This window comes from Glaciibacter sp. 2TAF33, assembly GCF_052114945.1.
Taxonomy (GTDB): Bacteria; Actinomycetota; Actinomycetes; order Actinomycetales; family Microbacteriaceae; genus Cryobacterium.
In genome coordinates this window covers 118,087-140,306 of the sequence record NZ_JBFRFS010000008.1, presented here as the reverse complement: position 1 = coordinate 140,306, position 22,220 = coordinate 118,087, and the positions used below count along the sequence as shown (strand labels likewise).

The 22,220-nt window shown below is 66.9% G+C and carries 21 protein-coding genes and 1 pseudogene; 9 read left to right on the top strand and 13 right to left on the bottom strand.

Going from position 1 to position 22,220, the window contains the following annotated elements; genetic code table 11:
- Positions 1-91: 91 nt before the first annotated feature.
- The 5 genes from AB4Y94_RS09900 to AB4Y94_RS09880 form a co-directional block, all read right to left on the bottom strand.
- On the bottom strand, positions 92-1,555 hold the full coding sequence (locus tag AB4Y94_RS09900) for a dihydrolipoamide acetyltransferase family protein (RefSeq protein WP_441727649.1): 1,464 nt from the start codon (positions 1,553-1,555) through the stop codon (positions 92-94).
- Entirely contained in the window at positions 1,552-2,571 is a 1,020-nt protein-coding gene (locus AB4Y94_RS09895) for an alpha-ketoacid dehydrogenase subunit beta (protein WP_441727648.1), read from the bottom strand. Before AB4Y94_RS09895 ends, AB4Y94_RS09900 begins: the two co-directional genes overlap by 4 nt.
- Positions 2,568-3,842, bottom strand: a complete 1,275-nt coding sequence (pdhA, locus tag AB4Y94_RS09890; protein WP_441727647.1) for a pyruvate dehydrogenase (acetyl-transferring) E1 component subunit alpha — start codon at positions 3,840-3,842, stop codon at positions 2,568-2,570. Before pdhA ends, AB4Y94_RS09895 begins: the two co-directional genes overlap by 4 nt.
- A gap of 107 nt (positions 3,843-3,949) precedes the next feature.
- On the bottom strand, positions 3,950-4,477 hold the full coding sequence (locus AB4Y94_RS09885; protein ID WP_441727646.1) for an Lrp/AsnC family transcriptional regulator: 528 nt from the start codon (positions 4,475-4,477) through the stop codon (positions 3,950-3,952).
- A 29-nt stretch (positions 4,478-4,506) separates the two neighbouring features.
- Positions 4,507-5,604, bottom strand: coding sequence for an NAD(P)H-dependent flavin oxidoreductase (locus AB4Y94_RS09880; RefSeq protein ID WP_441727645.1), 1,098 nt, complete (start codon positions 5,602-5,604; stop codon positions 4,507-4,509).
- 91 nt (positions 5,605-5,695) lie between these two features.
- Between AB4Y94_RS09880 and AB4Y94_RS09875 the strand changes: the two genes are divergently transcribed.
- Entirely contained in the window at positions 5,696-6,625 is a 930-nt protein-coding gene (locus tag AB4Y94_RS09875) for a hypothetical protein (RefSeq protein ID WP_441727644.1), read from the top strand.
- A 21-nt stretch (positions 6,626-6,646) separates the two neighbouring features.
- Here the strand turns inward: AB4Y94_RS09875 and AB4Y94_RS09870 are convergent, their stop codons facing one another.
- Positions 6,647-7,435 (bottom strand): oxygenase MpaB family protein, encoded by a 789-nt coding sequence (locus AB4Y94_RS09870; RefSeq protein ID WP_441727643.1) that lies wholly within the window; start codon positions 7,433-7,435, stop codon positions 6,647-6,649.
- Positions 7,436-7,508: 73 nt separating this feature from the next.
- On the opposite strand from AB4Y94_RS09870, the gene AB4Y94_RS09865 reads away from it, so the two are divergent.
- Together AB4Y94_RS09865 and AB4Y94_RS09860 are read left to right on the top strand one after the other, a co-directional pair.
- The gene (locus AB4Y94_RS09865) at positions 7,509-8,723 is read left to right on the top strand and encodes a glycoside hydrolase family 3 N-terminal domain-containing protein (protein ID WP_441727642.1); all 1,215 of its coding nucleotides are present in this window, start codon (positions 7,509-7,511) and stop codon (positions 8,721-8,723) included.
- Positions 8,724-8,835: 112 nt separating this feature from the next.
- Positions 8,836-9,399, top strand: coding sequence for a YceI family protein (locus AB4Y94_RS09860; protein WP_441727641.1), 564 nt, complete (start codon positions 8,836-8,838; stop codon positions 9,397-9,399).
- Positions 9,400-9,525: 126 nt separating this feature from the next.
- On the opposite strand, the gene AB4Y94_RS09855 is transcribed toward AB4Y94_RS09860, so the two are convergent.
- Both AB4Y94_RS09855 and AB4Y94_RS09850 read right to left on the bottom strand, forming a co-directional pair.
- Positions 9,526-10,563 (bottom strand): FUSC family protein, encoded by a 1,038-nt coding sequence (locus AB4Y94_RS09855; protein ID WP_441727640.1) that lies wholly within the window; start codon positions 10,561-10,563, stop codon positions 9,526-9,528.
- A gap of 74 nt (positions 10,564-10,637) precedes the next feature.
- The gene (locus AB4Y94_RS09850) at positions 10,638-12,320 is read right to left on the bottom strand and encodes a hypothetical protein (protein WP_441727639.1); all 1,683 of its coding nucleotides are present in this window, start codon (positions 12,318-12,320) and stop codon (positions 10,638-10,640) included.
- Between the two features lie 194 nt (positions 12,321-12,514).
- Here AB4Y94_RS09850 and AB4Y94_RS09845 point away from each other — a divergent pair, with 194 nt between their 5' ends.
- Positions 12,515-13,369, top strand: coding sequence for a hypothetical protein (locus AB4Y94_RS09845; protein WP_441727638.1), 855 nt, complete (start codon positions 12,515-12,517; stop codon positions 13,367-13,369).
- 40 nt (positions 13,370-13,409) lie between these two features.
- Here the strand turns inward: AB4Y94_RS09845 and AB4Y94_RS09840 are convergent, their stop codons facing one another.
- From AB4Y94_RS09840 to sepH, 4 genes and pseudogenes are all read right to left on the bottom strand, one after another.
- A complete protein-coding gene (locus AB4Y94_RS09840; RefSeq protein ID WP_441727637.1) occupies positions 13,410-13,874 on the bottom strand; it encodes a DNA glycosylase AlkZ-like family protein in 465 nt (154 codons plus the stop codon).
- Positions 13,875-13,888: 14 nt separating this feature from the next.
- A pseudogene (locus AB4Y94_RS09835) lies at positions 13,889-14,434 on the bottom strand (DNA glycosylase AlkZ-like family protein); the annotation flags it as partial.
- A gap of 167 nt (positions 14,435-14,601) precedes the next feature.
- Complete coding sequence (locus AB4Y94_RS09830) at positions 14,602-14,895, bottom strand: DUF6504 family protein (RefSeq protein WP_441727636.1); 294 nt, start codon at positions 14,893-14,895, stop codon at positions 14,602-14,604.
- A gap of 116 nt (positions 14,896-15,011) precedes the next feature.
- The gene (sepH, locus tag AB4Y94_RS09825; RefSeq protein WP_441727635.1) at positions 15,012-16,178 is read right to left on the bottom strand and encodes a septation protein SepH; all 1,167 of its coding nucleotides are present in this window, start codon (positions 16,176-16,178) and stop codon (positions 15,012-15,014) included.
- 198 nt (positions 16,179-16,376) lie between these two features.
- Here sepH and AB4Y94_RS09820 point away from each other — a divergent pair, with 198 nt between their 5' ends.
- Positions 16,377-16,670 (top strand): DUF4193 domain-containing protein, encoded by a 294-nt coding sequence (locus AB4Y94_RS09820; RefSeq protein ID WP_441727634.1) that lies wholly within the window; start codon positions 16,377-16,379, stop codon positions 16,668-16,670.
- Positions 16,671-16,691: 21 nt separating this feature from the next.
- Here AB4Y94_RS09820 and AB4Y94_RS09815 read toward each other — a convergent pair whose 3' ends face one another.
- Positions 16,692-17,189, bottom strand: coding sequence for a DUF3093 domain-containing protein (locus AB4Y94_RS09815; RefSeq protein ID WP_441727633.1), 498 nt, complete (start codon positions 17,187-17,189; stop codon positions 16,692-16,694).
- Between the two features lie 38 nt (positions 17,190-17,227).
- On the opposite strand from AB4Y94_RS09815, the gene dut reads away from it, so the two are divergent.
- The 4 genes from dut to AB4Y94_RS09795 all read left to right on the top strand — a co-directional run bounded on the left by dut (position 17,228) and on the right by AB4Y94_RS09795 (position 22,134).
- A complete protein-coding gene (gene dut / locus AB4Y94_RS09810; protein WP_441727632.1) occupies positions 17,228-17,716 on the top strand; it encodes a dUTP diphosphatase in 489 nt (162 codons plus the stop codon).
- A gap of 32 nt (positions 17,717-17,748) precedes the next feature.
- The gene (locus AB4Y94_RS09805) at positions 17,749-18,333 is read left to right on the top strand and encodes a DUF3710 domain-containing protein (RefSeq protein WP_441727783.1); all 585 of its coding nucleotides are present in this window, start codon (positions 17,749-17,751) and stop codon (positions 18,331-18,333) included.
- 16 nt (positions 18,334-18,349) lie between these two features.
- Positions 18,350-19,129 carry a DUF3159 domain-containing protein gene (locus AB4Y94_RS09800; protein WP_441727631.1) on the top strand — a complete coding sequence of 260 codons (780 nt, stop codon included), beginning with the start codon at positions 18,350-18,352 and terminating at the stop codon, positions 19,127-19,129.
- 155 nt (positions 19,130-19,284) lie between these two features.
- The gene (locus AB4Y94_RS09795; protein WP_441727630.1) at positions 19,285-22,134 is read left to right on the top strand and encodes an aconitate hydratase; all 2,850 of its coding nucleotides are present in this window, start codon (positions 19,285-19,287) and stop codon (positions 22,132-22,134) included.
- The last annotated feature ends 86 nt before the right edge of the window (positions 22,135-22,220 follow it).

The window sequence follows — 22,220 nt, the reverse complement described above, 5'->3', positions numbered from 1 at the left end:
CAGCCCGCGCATTGCGATCCGTTCAGCCCGTGACGCAGCGCAGTGTCCGACCGGTTACCGGGATCGCGTCCCGTCGCGAACGCGGGCGCGCTCATAGTTCGGCGAGCAGCGACACCGGCGACTCGATCGAGCGGGCGACGTGGGTGAGGAAGCCGGCCGCCGTGCCGCCGTCGCAGACCCGGTGGTCGAACACCATCGAGAGCTCAACGACGGTCCGCACCGCGAGCTGGTGGTCGACTACCCAGGGCCGTTCGATCATCCGGCCGATGCCGAGGATCGCGGCCTCGGGGTGGTTGATGATCGCCGCCGACCCGTCGACGCCGAGGGAACCGAAGTTGTTCAGGGTGAAGGTGCCGCCGGCCAGTGCGCTCGGGGCGAAGGAGCCGTCCGCCGACTCGGTGACCAGGGTGGCGACAGCGTCGCGCAGTTGCCGGGTGGTCATCGACTGGGCGTCATGGATCACCGGAACCATCAGCCCGCGGGGGGTCTGCGCCGCGATCCCCAGGTTGATCGCACCGTGCTGCAGGATCTCCTGGCTGGCGGTGTCGACCGACGAGTTCAACAACGGATACGCCTTCAGCGCGGCCACCACGAAGCGGGCGATCAACGCGGTGACGCTGAACCGTTCGCCGGTTGCCGCCAGCAGCTGGTCCCGCGCGGCGAAGAGTGCGGTCGCGTCCACGTCCATCCAGATCGTCGCCTCGGGGATCTCCCGCCGCGACACGCTCATCCGCTGGGCCACCGCCTTCCGCAGTCCGGTGATCGCGATACGGGTATCCTCTGGCGGTGCCGTGGCGCCGGCCGATGCGGATGCGTCCCGAGCGGATGCCGTTGGTTCGGTCTCGGCCGCTGCAGCGGTTGGCACGGCTACGGGCTCCGACGCCCGTGGTGCGGGCGACTGCGTCGCCGCGGCGCGGTGGCGCTCCCGGATGAAGGACTCCACGTCGCCCCGCACCACCAGCGAGTCGCGACCGCTGCCGGCCAGTTGGCTGGCGTCGAAGCCGTTCTCGCGGGCGAGCCGCCGTACCAACGGCGACACGACGGGCGATCGGCGATCGGGGTCGAGGACTGTCGCAGGGGCGGAAGGGGCGGCACTGTCGCGGTCCTTCCGGCCGAACCGGCCCTCGACCGGGCGGCGTGCCGGGCGGGGGCGGCTGCTGGTGCCATAGCCAACGAGCACAGCGCCGGAGGTTTCGGTGGGGGTACTGGCGGCGGCCGCGGCCACTGTGGTTTCGTCGACAGAGCCGAGGCTGGCGCCCACGCCGGGGCCGACGCCCTCGCCGACCCCGGCACCCGGACCGGTACGCGCCTCGCGAGGCGCGGCATCCGCCACCGTCACGAGCACCGAACCGGCGTGGATGACGTCGCCGACCGCGCCGAAGACTCTCTCGACCACCCCGCCGTACGGCGAGGGCAATTCGACGACGGATTTCGCCGATTCGACCTCGACCACCGGCTGGTCGATGGCGATGGTGTCACCCGGCTGCACCAGCCAGGACACGATTGACGCCTCGGTGAGTCCCTCGCCGAGGTCGGGAAGGAGGAAGTCGCTCATGACCATTCCCAGCGGCCGAGTGCGGCGAGGATTCGGTCCGGGGTGGGCAGGAAATGCTCCTCGAGCTTGGGGGAGGGGTACGGGATGTCGAAGCCGGTGATCCGCAGGATCGGCGCGGCCAGGTGGAAGAAGTTGTGTTCGGTGAGCCGGGCCGCGACCTCCGCCCCGTAGCCGCCGAACTGGGCGGCTTCGTGGATGACGGCGGCGCGGGAGGTCTTCCGCACCGACGCGTTCACCGTCTCGTCGTCGAACGGGGAGAGGCTGCGGAGATCGATCACCTCGACCGACAAGCCTTCCTCGGCGGCCAGCTCGGCGGTGGCCAACGCGGTTTTGACGGTCGGGCCGTATGCGATCAGGGTGACGTCGGCGCCCTCGCGCAGCACGTCGGCCTTGTTCATTGGCGTGGTCTGCACCGGGAGGCTGAGTTCGTCCTTCATCCAGTAGCGGCTCTTCGGTTCCATGAAGATCACCGGGTCGTCGCTTTGGATCGCTTCGCGCAGCATCGAGTACGCGTCGGCGGGGTTGGACGGTGTGACGACCGTGAGCCCCGGCGTCGCGGTCCAGTACGCCTCTGAGGAGTCGGAGTGGTGCTCCACCCCGCCGATGTCGCCGGCGTAGGGGATGCGGATCACGATCGGCAGCTCGATCTTGCCACGGGTGCGATTGCGCATCTTCGCGACGTGAGACACGATCTGTTGGAAGGCCGGGTAACTGAACGCGTCGAACTGCATCTCAACGACGGGTCGCAGCCCATAGATCGCCATCCCGATCGCGGTGCCGACGATCCCCGATTCCGCCAGCGGCGAGTCGCTGACCCGGGTCTCACCGAATTCGGCATACAGGCCGTCGGTGACCCGGAACACTCCGCCGAGCGGCCCGACGTCCTCCCCGAACAACACCACCGCCGGGTCGGCGGCCATCGCGTCGTGGATCGCGGCGTTGAGGGCGGCGGCCATGGTGGTCGGGGCGGCTGGTTTCCGAGCGACCACGGGTGCGATGGGCGTCGTGGTGGTCATGAGCGGTTGCCGTCCTGGGGGGCGACGGATGCCGCGGGGGTGGTCTGGTGCTCGCCGGGCGCCGGCGTTGCGTGCGCTGCGTGCTCGGCCAGTTCCCCGGCCAGCGCGGCCCGCTGCCCGGCGAGGGCGGGGCGAGGTGTCGCGTAGAGGTGGTCGAACAGCTCGAGCGGATCGATGACGGCGTCGCGGGACATGCAGTCGCGGGTCTCGGCGGCGACCTGCTCCGCGGCATCCGCTATCTCGGCCTGTTCGGCGTCGGAGAGAAGCCCGGCCGCCCGGAGGTACCGTTCGAGGCGCTGGATCGGATCCTTGCCCTTCCAGGCCTCGACCTCGCTGGCGGCGCGGTACCGGGTGGGGTCGTCGGAGTTGGTGTGCGCCTCCATCCGGTAGGTGAGGCCTTCGATGAGCGTCGGGCCGTGGCCGTTGCGTGCATTCGCGACCGCTGTCGAGATCACCGCGTACATCGCCGCCACGTCGTTGCCGTCGACGTAGTAGCCGGGCATGCCGTAGCCGACGGCCTTGTCGGCGATGGTGCGGCAGTGCATCTGCTTGTCCAGGGGCACGCTGATGGCGAACTGGTTGTTCTGCACCACGAACACGACCGGGGCCTGCCAGACCGCCGCGAAGTTGAACGCCTCGTGGGCGTCGCCCTCGCTCGTTGCGCCGTCGCCGAGGAGGGTGAGGGCGACGACGCTGTCCTGCTTGAGCTTCGAGGCTGTCGCGAGTCCGACCGCGTGTAGCGCCTGGGTGGCGAGCGGGGTCGCCTGCGGCGCGATGTGGTGCGCGCGGTAGTCGTAGCCGCTGTGCCAGTCGCCGCGGAACGAGGTGAGGATGTCCGCCGGTTGCACGCCGCGGGTGAGCAGGGCGATGCTGTCTCGATAGGTGGGGAACAGCCAGTCCCCGCGCTCCAGCGAGGCGACCGCGGCGATTTCGCAGGCCTCCTGCCCGAGTGCGGACGGATAGGTGGCGAGGCGGCCCTGCCGGGTGAGCGCCGTGACCTGCAGGTCGAAGCGGCGTGCGATCACCATCTGCCGATACAGCCCGAGCAGGGTCGCGCCATCGGGCATCCGGATCTCGCCGGTCGTGGTCTGGCCGTATGCCGCTTGTCCCAGGACGACCCGGTCGACGTCCGCCTGGCTGACCGCGTGCCCTGTTTCATCGATCAGGCGCAGGGGATCGGGGGCGAGGGAGTCGCTCACCGCCCGGTCCGCTGTGGCACTGTACTCGGCGGCGGCGCCGGCGACGCCGCTGTTCTCAACACTGAGGCTCATGACGCTATCGTGCGTCACGGCGGCCACGCGGGCACCGTTCTGGAGCCAGATATGTACGATTGGCCCGAACACCGGCACGGGGCCGCCAATTGGGCCGGGAAGTGGCCTTAGTCAGGCCAACTGTCCACAGAAGAGGTCGGGGCGTGGCCCTGCATCTCTTCCAGGATGAGGTGCGAGCGAGTGGAGATCACGCCCTTCATGCTGTGGATGTCACGCAGGATCGCCTGGCTCAACTGTTCCGGGTCCGGCGCGCTCACGGTGAGGATGATGTCGATGTCGCCGCTGACCGCCTGCGCCTTCTCCACGAACGGGAGCGCGGTCAGTCTGGCGGCGATCTCGGCCCAGGAGACATCGCCGATCTTCACGACGACCAGCGCAGAGACGTGGAGGCCGAGTGATTTTCGATCGACCTGGGCGCCGAAACCGGTGATGACGCCGCGTGCCAGCAACTGTTGCACCCGGGTGTGCGCCGCCGTCCGTGAGATGTGCACCCGATCGGCGATCGTTCGGATGGAGAGCCGGCCGTCGTGGCTGAGTTCGGCGACGATTCTCCGGTCGATGTCGTCGAGCCCGGGGTTCCGGGCGACCGAGCCGCCACGCCGGCCTGGCTCGTCCGTCGCCGGGCGTTGCGTCATTGGAATCCTCTACGTCGTGGAATTCCAGACTACCGCCAGCGACCGAGGGCGGCGTCGGTCTCCGCTTCCAGGGCCGAGATGAGATCCGCCGCCGGAATGCTCCGGGCACGGGGCGCCGACTGGCCCGCCCACATCGACATCAGTTCGCCGTTCCCCTGTTCCGCGGCGATCGGTTTGAATCGTCCGGTGAGCCAGTTCTGCACCGGGAAAGGCGCCAGGTCGGCGCTGACCTGGTCCAGCTCACGCTGCATGCGATTCGGGATGCCCCGGGCCAGGCGTCCGCTGAACACCCGCGTCAACACGGTGTGCCCCGCCTCGCCGCCGTGAATGGCCGCTTTGTGGACGGCGGGGGCGACCGACTCGTGGGTGGCCAGGAACGCCGTTCCGATCAGTGCCGCGTCGGCGCCGAGGGTGAGCGCTGCGGCGATTCCCCTGCCGTCGGCGATGCCGCCCGCGGCGATCACCGGCACGCTGACCGCGTCGACGATGTGCGGGAGCAAGGCGAACAACCCGGTGAGGGACTCCTCGGCCTCGCGGAGGAACGAGACCCGGTGGCCGCCCGCCTCGAACCCCGTCGCCACGATCGCGTCGACACCGGCCGCGTCAAGCGCGACAGCCTCATCGACGGTGGTCGCAGAGCCGACGGTACGGATGCCCGCGGTGCGGCACCGCTCGAGCACGTCGGCGGACGGAACCCCGAAGACGAAACTTGCCACGTCGGGTCGGGCCGAGAGCACCGCCTCGAACTGCTCGTCGAAAGTCGGCAGGAACCGGTCTGGCCGGGTGGGCAGTGGAACGCCGAGTTCAGTGAAATACGGCACCAGGGGCCGAAGCCATTCCGCGAATTCAGCCTCACTCGGGCGGAGGGAGGTGGCCTCGTCGTGGTCAAGCCACAGGTTGAGGTTGAACGGCCGGTCGGTTGCGGCGCGCAGCCGGGTGGTGGTCTCGCTGATGCGTCCGGCGTCGTAACCATAGAGGCCGAAGGAACCAAGTCCTCCCGCGTTGCTCACGGCCGCGGCCAGCGGCACCGAGGAGATGCCACCGAACGGTCCCAGTACGATCGGCAGTCGCAGGCCGAGGAGCCCGGCGAGCCGGGTGCTCCGCCAATCCGAGGTTCTGCCCGCCATGCTGGTCCTCCGTCGCTGGTCGAGTGTCTCCCACCGACTCTACGGCTCGGCACCGCGCCGGGGGCAGCGCGACGCACGATAGTGTTCCCACATGGTGGAGCTGGCCGATGTCGCCGCAGAACTGTACGGGCTGGTGCCCGCGGAGTTCACAGCCGCCCGCACCGCCAGGGCCAAGGAGGCTCGCACCGGCGGCGATGCGGCTTTGGCGAAGACCATCGGAGCGCTGCCGAAGCCCGCAACGAGCGCGGCGGTGCTGAACCTCTTGGTGCGTGCGCGCCCCGATGAACTCGAGCGGCTGTTCGAGCTGGGGGCGGCTCTGCGGGCAGCGCAGGACGAGCTGGATCGGACAGAACTGCAGCGGCTGGGGCGGGCACGGCAGGAACTGGTCAGGGCGATCGCGCGACAAGGCACCGCAATCGCCGTCGAGCTCGGCATGACGGTCAGTCCGTCGGCAGTCAACGATGTGGAACAGACGCTGCAGGCTGCCCTGGCGGACCCGGACGCGGAAGGGGCCGTGCGCACCGGGTGCCTGATCCGTCCGCTGGCGTCGACCGGGTTGGAGCCGGTGGACACCACCCACGCCCTGGCGATTCCATCGTCCGGGGGTACCGCAGCGAAGGGCGACGGCACCCGGCCTGCCAGCGGCACGGATGCGGAGCACCGCGATGAGGCAGGGGATTCTGCTGCGGCACGCGGGCGGGCTGCCCGCGAGGCGGCCGCGTCCAAACGCCGCGAGGAGGCGCAGCGTGCCGCCGATGAGGCCATCCGGCATTCCGAGGAAGCAGAGACGCGGCTGGCGGAAGTCGAACGAAGCATCGATGACCTCTCGCCGCGGCGTGCCGCCCTGGAGGACGAACTCACCGACCTCCAACAGAAAGCGGATGAGGTGACAACGATGATCGCGGCACTGGCGCGCGAGTCAGATCGCCTCGAACGCGAACGCGCCGCCGCCGCGGACCGGGCCGACACCGCGCTGGCGCGCGAGCGTCGGGCCCGGGAACGGCTCGACGCGATCGGCTGACCGGCGGTTCCTCCTCCCGGCCTATCTGACCCGGCGCACATCGGCGGAAGCCCGCAGGGCGCGCAGGTAGTGGTTCTTCGGCCAGTGCCGCAGGCGCCGGGGAAGCCTCGGATAGACCATCGAGACGATGCGGAAGACGCGCCGGAACCGGCGCTCCAGCTCTGGTGTCCACCGCAGTCCATACAGCTCCCGCACCCGGGGTGGAAGGAGACCCACGGTCAGCAGGCGCACCAGCGGCATGAAACTTCGAAACAGTACCGGTCCGACCGGCGGGTACAGCAACCGGCGGGCGGCGTCGCGCGTGACCGCATCCGGTGCCAGTGCGCCCAGGTGTTCCTCCCAATAGCGGTTGAATGCGGCCCGATCGGGTGGCCACAGCGTCGCCGGCATCTGCAGCGTGGTGCCGATGTCGGCGTACTGCGCGTACAGGGCATCCAATTCTGAGTCGGTCAGCGGCCCGAAGACCAGTTCCCGCACCATTATCGCCGAGTCGTACAACGTGGCCGCGACCCACAGTTGCAGCTCCGGGTCGAAGGCGTTGTACGCGGGGGACCGGTCATCGCGCGTCCCGTGCACGGGACCGTGCGCCCGGTTGACCCGGCGCACCACGGTCGCGACGTCTTCCGGTGTTCCGAAGGCGACCGCGTACACGTAGGTCAGCGTCGCGTGCAGGCGATCGAGCGGCCGGGACGCGAAATCGCTGTGATTGGCCACCCCGTGGCCGACGGCCGGATGGGCGAGCTGCAGCAGGATCGCCCGCCCGCCCCCGGCGATGAGCACCGCTTCGGCGGCGAAGTCTCGCACCTGCATCACGGCCTCCTGTGCTGTGTGAGCCTAGCCAACCGGGCCGGGAATTCGCAGCCAGCCGGGTTAGTCTCGACTGATGGGTTTTCTCAGCGCGGTCTCGCCAGGGCGCATCACCGGGCGGTGGGCCTCCACCGCCGGACGTCTGGCCGGGATCCTCGCCCTGGTGCCGGTGCTCCTTGTCGCGGGTTGCTCCACCGGCCCTGCGTCCCAAGCGGGGCGAGCGCCCGGGCATCCGTCACCCACCCAGACCCGGCCTGATCCGGCGCGGGCCTACGTCGCCGACACGCTGGCGAGCATGACCCTGGAGCAGAGGATCGGCAGCATGCTGATGCTTCACTATCCCGGCACCGACCCGGCTCCGCTTCGCTCGCTGGTCGATACGTACGGCCTCGGGGGTCTCATCATGATGGGTGACAACGTGCCGGCCGACCCCGGCCAGCTCCCCGCCGTCACCGGGGCGCTGAGCGCGGATGCCCGCCTTCCGCTTCTGGTGGGCATCGACCAGGAGGGGGGCACCGTCAGCCGGCTCCCCTCCGACACCGCTCCAGGGGCCGAACAGCTTCGCACCCTGCCGCCGCAGGCGACCCGGGAGGCGTTCGGCAGCCGGGCCCGCCTGCTGGCCGCCTCCGGTGTGAACGTCAACTTCGGCATCGTCGCCGATGTCACGGCCGACCCGGGCTCATTCATCTTCGACCGGGTGCTCGGCACCGATGCCGGTTCGTCAGCCGTGCGGGTGGCTGCGGCCGCGGCCGGTGAGCGCGGGCAGGTGCTGAGTACGCTCAAGCATTTCCCCGGTCATGGCGGGGCTCCGGGGGATTCGCACCATACCGTTCCGGTGGCAGGCCTGGACTACCAGTCCTGGCTGAACGGTCCGGCCCTGCCGTTCCAGGCCGGAATCGCTGCCGGTGCTGAGCTGGTCATGTTCGGCCACCTTGCCTACCCCGCGGTCGACCCGCTGCCGGCGAGCCTGTCCGCCCGCTGGCACGAGGTGCTTCGCGGACCGCTGGGCTTCGACGGGGTGACGATCACAGATGACATGCTGATGCTCCAGCACACCGGTCTTCCGCAATACGCCGATCCCGCGGAGAACGCTATCCGGGCGCTGGCCGCCGGCAACACAATGCTCCTCTACGTCCTCCCCGCCGACCCGGCCGTGGAGAACATCGACCTTCCGGGGTTGATCGGCAGTATCGCCCAGGCGGTGGGCTCCGGCAGGATTCCGGCATCCGTCATCGACGACGATGCGCGGCGACTGCTCACCCTCCGGCACTCCCTGGCCGCAGCACCCTGACGGCCGCCGGGAAAGAAATTCTCCCGGATTCGGAATACCAGCAGGTTCCATGCACTTGCATATATCCGAGGGCGCGGAACGTGCCCCGTCGACTTCCCCTGGAGGACAACGCATGAGCGAAACCATCACCACCACGATCCCCGGCTACCGTGCAGGCACCTGGACCATCGACCCGACCCACAGCGAGGTCGGCTTCAGCATCCGTCACCTGATGATCAGCAAGGTCAAGGGCAAGTTCGAGCAGTTCTCGGCCACCTTCGTCACCGGCGAGAACCCGGTCGACTCAAGCGTCACGGCCCACGCCGTCGTGGCGTCGATCAACACCAACGAGCCCAACCGCGACGGCCACCTCGCCACCGGTGACTTCTTCGACGCCGAGACCTACCCGACCATCGACTTCGTGTCGACCGGAGTGCGCGAGGTCAAGGGCGACTTCCTCGTCGATGGCGACCTCACCATCAAGGGCGTGACCAAGCCGGTCACGTTCGACTTCGAATTCGGCGGATTCGGCAGCGACCCCTACGGCAACTACAAGGGCGGCGCTACCGCGAAGGCCGAGATCAACCGTGAAGACTTCGGCCTCAGCTACAACGCAGCCCTCGAGACCGGCGGCGTGCTGCTCGGCGAAAAGGTGACCATCACCCTCGAACTGCAGGCTGCGCTGAACCAGGCGTAATTTCCTTCATCACCCCTCTCGGCCCCGAGCGGCCGGCAAGCCGACGACCGCGGTGGGAACCAGCCATCGCGGTCGTCGCGTGGTTAAGTCGCGGGTTGACGGGTCATTCGACAGTTGAGCGGATGCCTACTCGCCGACGATCTCCTCGCGCACCCGCCTCAGGTCCTCCATCAGGGCTCCGATCAGGATCCAGTGTTGCGGATGCGGCGTTGGAATCTGCAGCGGCGCCGTCAGAGTCAACTCCGTCTGGGCATCCGTCGCCTGGTCGTCGGTCGCTGCCTCGCCCTGCCGGGTCAGCACCCGAAAGTCGTGTGCCGCCCGGCCCAGTTCGCGGGATACCGCCTGCACGGTTGGTTCGTGGCGCAGGGAATCGTCGTAGTGGTCACGGAGCGCCCGCGACATGCCGATCGCGCGGGTGACCAGTGGCCGTTGCCGTCGCAGCAACTCGACATCGGCGTCGAGCTCCCGGCGCAGCTTGGCCTGCCGCGGGTTGAGGGTGAGGCTCTCCTCGGCCTGGGTGATGGCCTGGTCCGCTGCCCCCAGCATCGGCCGCAACAACCGGGCCGTGATCATCATCTCTTCCAGCTGCGCCATGGACTGCGGCGTGCGGAGCCCGTTTGCGACCCGATCGAGGGTGTCGGCGATTTCGGACGCCAGGCGGGCGACGGCTTCGTGCGCCGGAGCCAGGAGCACGGGCGGCACGATCACGAGGTTCACGATCAGCGCGATCACCGCCCCGATCACTGTTTCGATGATCCGGTCGAAAGCGTAGTTCGGCGAGGTCGCTCCGATCGAGAGCACCAGCATGGCACTGATCGGGATCTGGTTCGATGAACCAGGGGCCAGCCGCAACGCCCAGGCCAGGAGGATGCACAGCACGATCGTCAACAGCACGATCCAGCTGGACTGCCCGAAGAGGAGACCGACGCCGAAGGCGACGATGACACCGCCGATGACGCCGAGGCTGCGTTCCACCGCTTTGCCGACGGTCTGGTTGATGCTCGGCTGCACCACCAGGAGAGCGGCGATCGCGGCGAAGATCGGCAGTTCGGTCGGAAGCAGGGCCTGCGCTATCAGCCACGCCAGGATGGTGGCCACTGACGTCTTCACGGCTTGCAGGAACGGAACCCTGCTTGTCGATCGAAGGTTCGCTGTCAGTCGCACGTATTCAGGCTAGCGTGGCGGTGTGGACCGATAAGTGGAGGTTCCGGTACGCTGCGCAGGACGGTCCCGGACGATTAGGTCTGCTTCGACAATGTATGCGCCCGTAACGCCTCCGCGTACTTGGCCGCCCATGCCGCTACACCATGCTCGTTCGGGTGCATCGTACCGTTGAGGTCTCCCTGTGTTCGGCAGCTTTCAGCGGCCTTTCGCCAGAATGAGCCCGAAGTCGTCGCACAATAGCCGTGACCTTCGAACTCCTTCTCTACGCTGACGAAATGCCAGTTGAACTCATTCGCTTTGCGCTCGATCAAGTCGTTCAGATGTTTACCGTGGCGTTTGACCATTTTCGCGTCGGCGTCCGTGATATCCATGTCAGGGCCGTCAAAGATTTCACATGAGCGGAACACGACCTTTTCGTCCGCCTGCCGATCCTCGAATAAGCCGGTTGGATAGCCCGTCATGTACACCTCCCCGATACCGGGGCTCGCCTGCAGATTTCCAACCATCGCCGCCAAGGCGTCGTAGTGGACCTCGAGTACGCCTTTGGCGTTGTCTGGCAGACCGATCCCGAGCAGGGCGCTCAATCGTCTCTCAACTTGATCTCGCCCGAGTTTGTCATCCCCTTGAGACCCAGAGGCAACCGCGGCGAGGGTGCCCGCGAGGCTGCCGGTATACACCGTGTCCTTCTTCACCAGATCCTCCAGAACAACCGAGAAACCGGCGTCGTTGCCGCCGATGTTGATCAGCAATGCGTCGATTCGCCGCCCGCCAATCGATCGGCGGCACTCCTCCAACTGACCCGCACCTATGAAGTCACCATCGCCTTCCTGCGGATCGAGCAGCCCCTTGAGGACCTCCGCGCCGCTTCGTGCGAACGAGACGAAGGTGATCCGGTCGAAGCTGAAATTGTGGCGTTCTCCGTCCGGCGGAGCGAAGGTGGAGCCGAATGTGGTCGCGAGTGACAATGCTGCCTGAGCGGGAACGCTTTTCAGCGATCGGTACGCCTTTCGCTCCAACCACTGAGCGTCGTTGCCCATGGGCGGCGTAGCACTCAGGATCATTGCTGCTGTCGGGTGTGCACAAATCGTTCCTCCGAATGGTGCAAGACTGCCAATTTCATCGGGATTGCCCTGCCCTGATGCCGAGGAATCGCCGATCGAAACTACCAACAGGTCCCTGACTTCAAAGTCAACCGTGCGTTCACCGAACCTGCCGTCCGCGAAGGCCACCCTCAAGCGAACGCTATACGAATCCGGCCGCGGCGGCAGTTGGAAGGTGACGATTTCCATCGGGGAGAGAGGGCGCTGGATGATCTTGGTGTCATGGAATTCGTTATCTCTCGATACAACGTTCCACGAGAAGGCGACAAGGTCGTCGGGGATCATCGGTTTCGTTGAAGGTCCACCGCCCCCGCTCTTTCCTGGTGGGAGGGAAGACCCGGCGGACGAGTTACTCTGATCCCGGCGATTCAAATCCAGGCCGACCTTCGCACTGAGGTTGAGGAGATACGAGTCGGGATTGATGTACTTCGTGTTGTAGCGGTGCGATTGATCATCATAAAACGCGCCCGGACCAGGACCTCTGTTCAGCGGCACGCCCACGTCGAGAGTGAAGTGCGCCCACGACGCCAGTTCCGGGTCGGGTCCATGAGCCGACGAGTCATCGACGGGGGCCGCCTTGTCGGTGGGAGTCTGCGAGGCATGGGTTGCGGGCCCGAACGTGTGGCCAGAGACTGAAGCATGTTCTGCGTTGGACATTCGCCGACTCCTTCTGCGCACACAACCGCGTCAGGCAAACACTCGTCTCCAGCGCGCATTTTGTCAACGATCATGGGTTCGAAAGCGGGTAGCCGGACCGTTGCTTACAGGTGGGGGATGAGAAACACTGAGACTACGCCGCTGGCGAGTTGGTCTTCCGGGCGGTGGGGCTTCTGGCGGACGGCTGGGTGAGCATGATGTGGAACGACATCGCGGTCAACGTGATCTCAGGGGTTGTCCTCGGCGTGTTTGCTGCGTTGGTGACCCTTTTGTTCACGGAGAGACGTGCGAACCGACGCGAATCCGAACGAATCGTCGATAGTCGAGCGTGGGAAAAAAGCCAGACCAGGCTGCAGCAACAGGCCGAGGAGCTAGTCGGCCTGCGTGAGAGGGATATGGCGGCGGCAGCTGAGTTGTACCGCGTGTACGGATCCTTTTTCGCCACGTGGAAGTCGTGGAACAGTCGTCCGGTCTCCGGTACGACCGCGGCACTGGACATGAGCGCGCCTGACCGTACGTCAGCAGAGAGGCGAGGCGAATTCTTGGCCAAGTCAGCCACGGCAGAGGGCGACTTGGAATCTCTCCTTCTGCGGATCGCGGTAGAACACAACCTCTCTTTCGAACAGCGCGCGGCGCTCTGGTCTCTGCGCATCAGCTTCAAGTCGCTTCGGTATGCCATCGAAGACGGGCTCGATTTGGAGTGGTGGAGGTCTGACCAACATGGCGCCACAGGCCACGACGGGTACCGGTCCTACCAGGCGTTCAAGGGCTTGACCGCCTTCGTCGCCAGTCTCCTGCTCACAAACACGAAATCGCCTGTTCCGCTGGGCCACGATCCGTCATCGGCGCTCCGTGAAGTCACCGGCGATGGTGCCCTGTTCACCCAGCACCCCGCTTTCGCCGACGCGATCAGCCAGGAGACCGGTTCCCGTGGTGCACTCACCTCTCGGAGACGCAAGGGCTTGGAGGCGTTGGCCATCGCGGAGAAGCTAACGCAAAACGCCGTCACAGCTTACGGGCGGAATGAGGCGACAGCGACGCCAGTCTGATTCGCTGATCATCGATGATGAGGCCGCTGCTCTTCGGTCGTCACCGCCCACGCGCCGGTGTGGGGGACGTCACCGTGGCCGTCAGGTCGAGGAAGGTCGCGTACCGCTTGATGCTCCGCGCGAAGCTCGCCGCTGTTCGATCGGAGAAGGCCGCAAAGGGTTGGGGCTCCACCGTGATCGAGCGCCCCTTTGCGAGCCTCCGCCAGGTGCCGATGACCCGCCCGTTCGAGACCATGAGCGGCAGGAAGATGCCGTTCTTGCCCGGCACCACCCGCACCAGGTCCGCGGGGTCGACGCAGAAGGAGCGGTCGCGGTACCCGAGCAGGTATTCGTCGAAATTGCCGAGGGTGAGCACCGGTGAGCGTTGGCGGATGCGGCTGCCGAGCTCGCCGGCATCCGTTGCGGCATCGAGGTACAGGGTCTCGCCGTGCACGTCGAGTTCGGTAGCCGATCGCCGGCGACTGCACGGGCGGTGCGAGCGTCCGCCAGCGTGAGCTGCGACCACCAGGCGAAATCCCTGATCGTCGCCGGTCCGTGGCCGCGCAGGTACCGCAGCAGGAATTCACCCAGCGCCTCGTCACGCTCGAGACGTCGAGGACGCGGCACCCACTCGTCGAGCAGCACGAGCACCTGGGCGGTGCCGTCGATGCGTCCCCAGCACAGGGTGCCCGACTGCGCCAGATGCCAGATCAGGTGATAGCCGCGCTGGCCCGACGTGACGATGCCCCGGTCCTCGAGCGCGTGCTGAAATCCTGCGCGGCTCAGGCTCCGCCCGCCGGAGAGTACGTCGACGGCGACCGCCCTGGCGCCCTCGATCACTGACTGGTCCAGGTCGAGTTGCGCCTGGCGTGTCCGGGTGCCGGCGAGCAGTCGCGGCGTCGTCAGCTGCAGCATCCAGTTGAGGTCGGCCGGGGGTACGAAGTGCAGGGTTCCGCGCATCGGCCAGGAGCGCACGATGGCGCCGGAGTTGATGGCGGTGTCGACGTCTGCCGACGACAAGCCGGGTGAGCGGATTCCGATGGCCCACTTTCCGGCGAGGAAGTCCTGCGCCTGCAGCGCCAGCATCCGTTCGACCACGTCGACGGGGGAGTTCAGGTCGTGGTCGACCAGGGCCTGGCCGCGAAGCCTGAGGCGCACCACGTCGGTGCGGGAGGCCGGTGTCACCATGGTGATCAGTATGCCTGCGAGAAACGGCCCAGTCGAATACCCAGTCGAATACCCAGTCGAAAGATTCAGTCGAAAATACGCATCAGGCGCCAGGGATGGGCGCCGTCGTCCTCGTGGTGTACGTCGAACACGTGCGTCTCCCCGTCATCCGCTGTGGCCTGGAACCGCCAGCCGGCGATGGCCAACGGTGGATGTCCGATGCCGAAACCGTGCGGGGAGAAGGGCCCCCACCAGTCACAAGGCCCGACCAGCGCGGTCGGGATGTCGGTGACGCGGAACCGCCGGGTGCGCCAGACCAGGCGTTCCGGTTCGCCCGTATCCTTGGTCCACACGGTCACCGGTTCATCGATCTGGGACATGCCACTCACCCGCCTGTTCGAACATTCGTTCGAACAACTATACGACGGATGCGTCCCGGTTCACCCCCCGTTTTCACTCGACGAGTGAAGACGGTAAGGGGTAGCGTGTCCGGAAATCAGGCCAGGTCGTCGTCGGTGCGGGCGCCGAAGACGATCTCGTCCCAGCTGGGCATCGAAGCGCGGCCGCGTTTGCCATGGCTGCCGGTGTTCCGGGCTGACGTCTTCGCGTCGGATGACTTCGGCGGCGACGCCGCAGCCGATGACTGCGCCTGCGCTCCCTGGTTCGCCCAGGGGTTCCGGGCCGCTCGCGACGGGGCGATCGGCGCGTCAGGCAGTGTCGTGTCGACGTGGTTGTCGATTTCGTCGAAGGTCTCAAGTGGCACGTCGACCAGCCGCATGCCGCCGGAGTGAACGGGGGAGTCGTCCTCGCCGAACGTGGCGGCTTCCCGTTCCCCGCGCCGCTTGCGCAGCGCCTCGAGCAGGTCGGCCGTCTCGCTCAGGCTCTGCTTGGGCTCGTCGGCGCGCTTGATCGCGGCCTTGGAGACCGCGTCGTCCCGTGCGATCGACCGGCCATAGGGTACCGGCTCCAACTGGGGCGCCGTGTCGTTCAGGATTTCATCCGGCAGTGAATCCTTGAAGGTGAAGGCTCCACTGTCGAATCGTGAGATGTCGGCGGCGCTGGTCTCGGCGCCGACGGCGCGGAGGCGGGGGATCAGCGCACCCTTGAGCTCTCCCTGCTGGGAAAGGGCGATCGCTTCGCTGCCGAGCGGCGACAACGAGTTCTTCTTCGGCTCGAACCCCCAGCGCGCGTCGTGGTCGATATCGTCAGCGGTGAACGACAGCTTCACGATCCACCCGCCGTCGGGTTCCTTCCAGCTGGCCCAGCGCTCGTTCGACGCGCCGAGGGCGGCAAGCCGCTCCCGGATCACGCTGCCGAAATTGGCCTCATCGTCGACCGGGTCGGGGTCGATGGCGGTGTGCACCGGCACGCTGAGCGCCGATGACACGATGTATTCGCGTTCGGCGAGCACCGGTCCTTCGAACCGGCGCACGTAGTCAAGTGACGCGCCGGTGACGGCCGCCACATCCTCAGCCGACATGCCGGAGCGGATGTGGGTCTGGATTTCCCGCGGCGACAGCTTCGGGCCCGTGGTCGGCTCCGTTTGGGTTTGGCGAAGCCGGGACTGGAGAACTTCATCGATGGCGATCCGAAAACGATCACCCTCTTCGCTCGCTGCGAGCAGCGCGCCGTTCTCGACTCCGATTACCTTCAATTCCTGCATGGCGAAAGCCCTCTCGCGATCACTGATGTGCCCAAGACTGCCATGCCCCGTGCCCATTTCCGGGGAATACACCGGGCGTGCCGGAAGTTGATGCCTGTGCCGATTGAAGTGGGCTGATCCGGGTTTGCTATTCGAATAGGAATGATGCAAACTGTGCCCGCCGATTTCGTTTGATCGGCGTTACTGGAATGGATGGGCATGGCAACCGATTACGACGCACCGCGGAAGACCGAAGACGACTCTGAGTCGATTGAGGCCCTCAAGGAGCGTGTGCCAGACAAGATGTCCGGCGTTGTGGATGTAGACGACGCCGACAACCCCGGCGGTTTCGAGCTGCCCGGCGCCGATCTGTCCGACCTCGACCTCGACGTTGTCGTCCTGCCCCCGCAGGCCGACGAATTCACCTGTGTCTCGTGCTTCCTGGTGAAGCACCGGTCACAGATTTCCCACGAGACCAAGCTCGGCCCGATTTGCCTGGAGTGCGACGCCTAGGGGCACACGTTGCTCAGGGAATCACCCCTGTGAAGCCGGCCGTCGCGATCGATTGATCGCGGCGGCCAGTTTCATTGGACGACGGCTCGAGACGAGCCAGTAGGGCGCGGGGTCGTTCTCATCCTGGAGCGGAACCCGCACCACCCCGTCGGCCCAGCCGCGGATCAGCAGCCAGGCGCGCACATCGAGGCGCGGACCGCGTTCCTGCCGTGCTTCCTCGCCAACGGATGCCTCGGCGTCGCCGAGCAACCGGGTGTCGATCTGTGCCTTGCCCGCGGTGAACTTCCCGTCTCGCACCTCGACAACGGGTGAGGCCAGGACCAACAGCGCGACACATCCGCTGTACAACACGATCGCTGTGACCACGCCGGCGACCATGGAGATGGGCGCGAACACCAGCAGGCTGGCGGGAATCACGAGGGCGGTCGCCACGAACATCCAGGGCGAGGCCCACACTCTCTCCCGGTACACCGGCTGGCCGGGCCGCTCATCAGGGTGCTTTCCGCGTTCTTCAGGCATGGCTCTATTCGATCAGATATCTGCACTAGCCTCGACACGTGGCAGAAAGCGTCGAAGTACTGATTACCGCATCCGTTGTCCCCGATTATGCGCACCCCGGTGACGCAGGGGCGGACCTGCACTCCAGCGAAGCCGTCGTCCTCGCTCCCGGTGAACGGGCACTGGTCGGCACCGGGGTGTCCATCGCCCTGCCGGACGGCTACGCCGCCTTCGTGGTTCCGCGCAGCGGGCTGGCTGCCAAACACGGCATCACCATCGTGAACTCGCCGGGCACCGTCGACGCCGGCTACCGCGGCGAGATCAAGGTCGCTGTGCTCAACACCGATATCGCGGAGTCGTACTCCATCGAGGTGGGCGACCGCATCGCCCAGCTGGTCATCATGCCTGTCGTTCGAGCTGAATTCGTACCGGTGGACCGCCTGCCCGGCAGCCAGCGCGATATCGGCGGATTCGGGTCGACCGGCCTGGCCAAAGAGAGAGCCGGCGCCCAGCAAACCAGCGCACAGCAGACAGGAGCAGCACGGTGAGCGACGTCACTGGCGAAGAATTTCCCGAACCCATGCCCAAGTCGGCCCCCGAAGACCGGGAGACCGAGGGGCCGCTCGACGACGCGGAGGCAAACCCGGTTCGGCCCTACGTCGATCTCGGCGGTATCAAGATCCTTCCCCGTGAGGGCCTGCACCTGCGGCTTGAGATCGAAGAGGGCAGCAAGCGGGTCGTCGCTGTCGGCCTGGACTTCGCCGGATCCACGCTGCAGGTGCAGCCATTCGCGGCACCCCGCTCGAGCGGGCTGTGGCACGAGATCCGTGACCAGATCGCCGACCAGATCGGCAAGCAGGGCGGCACGACCACCCTGCGCGAGGGGCCGTTCGGTCCTGAACTCGTCGCGGAGATCCCCGTCGCCGCAGGCCAGGGGGACGGCGGCACCACCCGGCTGGCCCGATTCGTCGGCGTCGACGGCCCGCGCTGGTTCCTCCGCGGCGTGATCGCGGGGGAAGGTGCGGTGAACCCGGAGGCCGCAGCCGAGGTGGAGGACCTGTTCCGCAGCATCGTCGTCGTGCGCGGGAGCACCCCGATGCCGCCACGGGACCTGATTCCGCTTCGGATGCCGTCCACGCCGGCGGGCGAACCCAGCGAGGCGTGACGCCGCCGGCGCGATGATGCAGGACCATGACAACGATCCCGGTGAGCCCATCCCGGAGCCAGGGCCCGGCCAGCCGGCGAACACCTCCGGCGCTGACCCCAGCCCGGTAGCCGGCGCATTCGCCGACGGCATGGCGCAGGCCGCCCGGCGCGCCGGACTGGGCCAGGTCGCGGACGGGGAACCGATCACCCACCACGCCCTGCTCGCCGCGATGGGCGGCATCCGCGGGATCGTCGAAGCGGTGCTCCCGGGCCTCGTATTCCTGCTCACCTACACCTTCAGCCAGGACCTGGTCCCTGCTTTGATCGCCCCGGTCGTCATTGGAATCGGCTTCGCGGCGGCCCGGCTGGCGCAGAAGCAGACCGTCACCCAGGCCATCGGGGGCCTGGTCGGCATCGGTGTCAGCGCGGTGCTGGTGCTCCTCAGCGGCAAGGCGGAGAACTTCTACCTGCCCGGCTTCTGGACCAACGCCGCCTACGCCGCCGCACTGCTCGTTTCGGTGTTCGTGCGCTGGCCGCTCGTCGGCCTGGCGGTCGGCTTCCTGATGGGCGAGGGAACGGCCTGGCGGCTCGACCCGGTGAAACGCCGGATGCTCACCGTTCTGACCGTGTGCTGGGCCGGACTGTTCGTGCTGCGCCTGGCCGTCCAGCTCCCTCTCTATTACGCGGGGAATGTCGAGTGGCTGGGAGCCACGAGGCTGCTGATGGGCATCCCTCTCTATGCGCCCCTGCTCGTGGTGTCGTGGCTTCTGGTGCGGGCGGTATATCGCAAGGCGGAGCCGTCGGATCTGGGCTAGAGTTATCTCGACATCAAGATAGTTTGAAGTACGAAACCGGCCGGGATCACCGGCTGCGTGGTTAGGCTTGCCTTGCTGGCAGCAGCGGGTTCGCGACCACGAAGATTGACAACGGCTGGCGGCTACCCGCCCGCCTCCACGAAGGAGAGGGAATCGTGTCGGAGCTTAACAACACGGCGATCAACAGCTTTGGAGCAAAGGACACCCTCCGGGTCGGTTCGACGGACTATGAAGTCTTTCGTCTCGACGCGGTCGCTGGTTACGAGAAGCTTCCGTTCAGCCTGAAGGTGCTGCTGGAGAACCTTCTCCGCACCGAAGACGGCGCGAACATCACCGACGCGCACATCCGCGCACTCGGCGCGTGGGTTCCCACCGCTGAGCCGGACACCGAGATCCAGTTCACGCCCGCCCGCGTGATCATGCAGGACTTCACCGGTGTGCCCTGCATCGTCGACCTGGCCACCATGCGCGAAGCGGTCGAAGCGCTCGGCGGAGACCCGAAGAAGATCAACCCGCTCGCCCCCGCCGAGATGGTCATCGACCACTCCGTCATCGCCGACCTGTTCGGCACCGAGAACGCGTTCGAACGGAACGTCGAAATCGAGTACGAACGCAACGGTGAGCGCTACCAGTTCCTCCGCTGGGGCCAGACCGCGTTCGACGACTTCAAGGTCGTGCCGCCGGGAACCGGCATCGTGCACCAGGTCAACATCGAGTACCTGGCCCGTGTCACCATGACCCGCACCGTGGGCGGCGTGCTCCAGGCCTACCCGGACACCTGCGTGGGCACCGACTCCCACACCACCATGGTCAACGGCCTCGGCGTGCTCGGCTGGGGCGTCGGCGGCATCGAAGCCGAAGCGGCCATGCTCGGCCAGCCCGTCTCCATGCTGATCCCCAAGGTCGTGGGCTTCAAGCTCACCGGCACCATCCCCACCGGTGTGACAGCGACGGATGTCGTCCTCACCATCACCCAGATGCTGCGTCGCCACGGCGTGGTCGGCAAGTTCGTGGAGTTCTACGGGGCCGGTGTCGCCGCGGTACCGCTGGCCAACCGCGCCACCATCGGCAACATGAGCCCGGAGTTCGGTTCTACCGCGGCGATGTTCCCGATCGACGACGTGACGCTTGACTACCTGCGCCTGACCGGCCGCCCGGCCGAGCAGATCGAACTGGTCGAGGCCTACTCGAAGCTGCAGGGTCTCTGGCACGACGCATCCGTCGAACCGGCGTACAGCGAATACCTCGAACTGGACCTCGGAACCGTGGTTCCGTCGATCGCCGGCCCGAAGCGCCCGCAGGACCGCATCGAACTGAGTGTCGCCAAGAACCAGTTCGAGACCGACCTGGAGGCATACATCTCGGTTCCGATCTCCCAGGTCGACGCCGCGGTCGAGGGCACGTTCCCCGCCTCCGACCCGATCGGGTTCACGCCGCAGGACGAAGAGTCTGCGCACAAGGTGTCGCACGTGAGCAGCGAGTCCAAGCACGCCAGCCACACCCCGAAGACCCGGCCGATGCCCACCGACGTCCAGCTGGCCGACGGCCGCGAGTTCACCATCGACCACGGTGCGGTGGCGATCGCCGCGATCACCTCGTGCACCAACACGTCCAACCCGTCGGTCATGCTCGCCGCCGGGCTGCTCGCCCGCAACGCCAGCCTGAAGGGCCTCAAGTCCAAGCCGTGGGTGAAGACCACCCTCGCACCGGGCTCGAAGGTCGTCACCGACTACTACGAGAAGGCGGGCCTGAACGGCTACCTCGAGGACCTCGGCTTCTACCTGGTCGGCTACGGCTGCACCACCTGCATCGGCAACTCCGGCCCGCTCGAAGACGAAATCTCCGCCGCGGTCAACAAGAACGACCTCGCCGTGACCGCTGTGCTCTCCGGTAACCGCAACTTCGAGGGCCGCATCAACCCCGACGTGAAGATGAACTACCTGGCCAGCCCGCCGCTGGTGATCGCATACGCCCTCGCCGGGTCGATGAACTTCGACTTCGAAACGGATGCCCTCGGCCAGGACACCGAAGGCAACGACGTGTTCCTCAAGGACATCTGGCCCGACGCCGCCGAGGTCCAGAAGACCATCGACGAGTCGATCGACTCCGGCATGTTCACGCACCAGTACGCCGGCGTGTTCGAAGGCGACGAGCGCTGGAAGTCGCTCGACACGCCGACCGGCGCCACGTTCGAGTGGAACCCGGAGTCGACCTATGTGCGCCGCCCGCCGTACTTCGAGGGCATGACGATGGAGACCACCCCGGTCGCCGACATCACCGGCGCCCGGGTGCTGGCGAAGCTCGGTGACTCGGTGACCACCGACCACATCAGCCCCGCCGGTTCGATCAAGGCCGACAGCCCAGCCGGCAAGTACCTCGACGAGCACGGCGTCGACCGCAAGGACTACAACTCCTACGGGTCGCGCCGCGGCAACCACGAGATCATGATCCGCGGAACGTTCGCGAACATCCGCTTGAAGAACCAGCTGCTCGACGGTGTCGAGGGCGGATACACTCGCGACTTCACCCAGCCGGACGCGCCGCAGGCATTCATCTACGACGCCTCGCAGAACTACCAGGCGCAGGGCACCCCGCTCGTGATCTTCGGCGGCAAGGAGTACGGCTCCGGATCGAGCCGGGACTGGGCGGCCAAGGGCACCAGCCTCCTCGGCGTCAAGGCCGTCATCACCGAGAGCTTCGAACGGATCCACCGCTCGAACCTCATCGGAATGGGCGTCGTGCCACTGCAGTTCCCGGCGGGTGAGAGCTGGGCGTCGCTCGGCCTCGACGGCACCGAGGTCGTCTCGATCACCGGCCTGGAAGAACTGAACCAGGGCGCCACCCCGAAGACGGTGCACGTCGTCGCCGCGCCGAGCGAACACTCGCCGGCCGGCAAGCAGACCGTGGAATTCGACGCGGTCGTGCGTATCGACACCCCGGGTGAGGCCGACTACTACCGGAACGGCGGCATCCTGCAGTACGTTCTGCGCTCGCTCGTCGCGTAGTGGATCCGGTGGCCGGGCCCACAGGCCCGGCCACCGGGGTCGGCGCGTAGACTCGGGGTTTGAGGCCAATGCCCAGAGCCGAATGA

Excerpts from the sequence above, each read along its gene's own strand:
- AB4Y94_RS09900 (WP_441727649.1), bottom strand. The coding sequence starts at position 1,555 with ATGAGCGACTTCCTCCTTCCCGACCTCGGCGAGGGACTCACCGAGGCG.
- AB4Y94_RS09895 (WP_441727648.1), bottom strand. The coding sequence starts at position 2,571 with ATGACCACCACGACGCCCATCGCACCCGTGGTCGCTCGGAAACCAGCC.
- pdhA (WP_441727647.1), bottom strand. The coding sequence starts at position 3,842 with ATGAGCCTCAGTGTTGAGAACAGCGGCGTCGCCGGCGCCGCCGCCGAG.
- AB4Y94_RS09885 (WP_441727646.1), bottom strand. The coding sequence starts at position 4,477 with ATGACGCAACGCCCGGCGACGGACGAGCCAGGCCGGCGTGGCGGCTCG.
- AB4Y94_RS09880 (WP_441727645.1), bottom strand. The coding sequence starts at position 5,604 with ATGGCGGGCAGAACCTCGGATTGGCGGAGCACCCGGCTCGCCGGGCTC.
- AB4Y94_RS09875 (WP_441727644.1), top strand. The coding sequence starts at position 5,696 with ATGGTGGAGCTGGCCGATGTCGCCGCAGAACTGTACGGGCTGGTGCCC.
- AB4Y94_RS09870 (WP_441727643.1), bottom strand. The coding sequence starts at position 7,435 with ATGCAGGTGCGAGACTTCGCCGCCGAAGCGGTGCTCATCGCCGGGGGC.
- AB4Y94_RS09865 (WP_441727642.1), top strand. The coding sequence starts at position 7,509 with ATGGGTTTTCTCAGCGCGGTCTCGCCAGGGCGCATCACCGGGCGGTGG.
- AB4Y94_RS09860 (WP_441727641.1), top strand. The coding sequence starts at position 8,836 with ATGAGCGAAACCATCACCACCACGATCCCCGGCTACCGTGCAGGCACC.
- AB4Y94_RS09850 (WP_441727639.1), bottom strand. The coding sequence starts at position 12,320 with ATGTCCAACGCAGAACATGCTTCAGTCTCTGGCCACACGTTCGGGCCC.
- AB4Y94_RS09845 (WP_441727638.1), top strand. The coding sequence starts at position 12,515 with ATGATGTGGAACGACATCGCGGTCAACGTGATCTCAGGGGTTGTCCTC.
- AB4Y94_RS09830 (WP_441727636.1), bottom strand. The coding sequence starts at position 14,895 with ATGTCCCAGATCGATGAACCGGTGACCGTGTGGACCAAGGATACGGGC.
- sepH (WP_441727635.1), bottom strand. The coding sequence starts at position 16,178 with ATGCAGGAATTGAAGGTAATCGGAGTCGAGAACGGCGCGCTGCTCGCA.
- AB4Y94_RS09820 (WP_441727634.1), top strand. The coding sequence starts at position 16,377 with ATGGCAACCGATTACGACGCACCGCGGAAGACCGAAGACGACTCTGAG.
- AB4Y94_RS09815 (WP_441727633.1), bottom strand. The coding sequence starts at position 17,189 with ATGCCTGAAGAACGCGGAAAGCACCCTGATGAGCGGCCCGGCCAGCCG.
- AB4Y94_RS09805 (WP_441727783.1), top strand. The coding sequence starts at position 17,749 with ATGCCCAAGTCGGCCCCCGAAGACCGGGAGACCGAGGGGCCGCTCGAC.
- AB4Y94_RS09800 (WP_441727631.1), top strand. The coding sequence starts at position 18,350 with ATGCAGGACCATGACAACGATCCCGGTGAGCCCATCCCGGAGCCAGGG.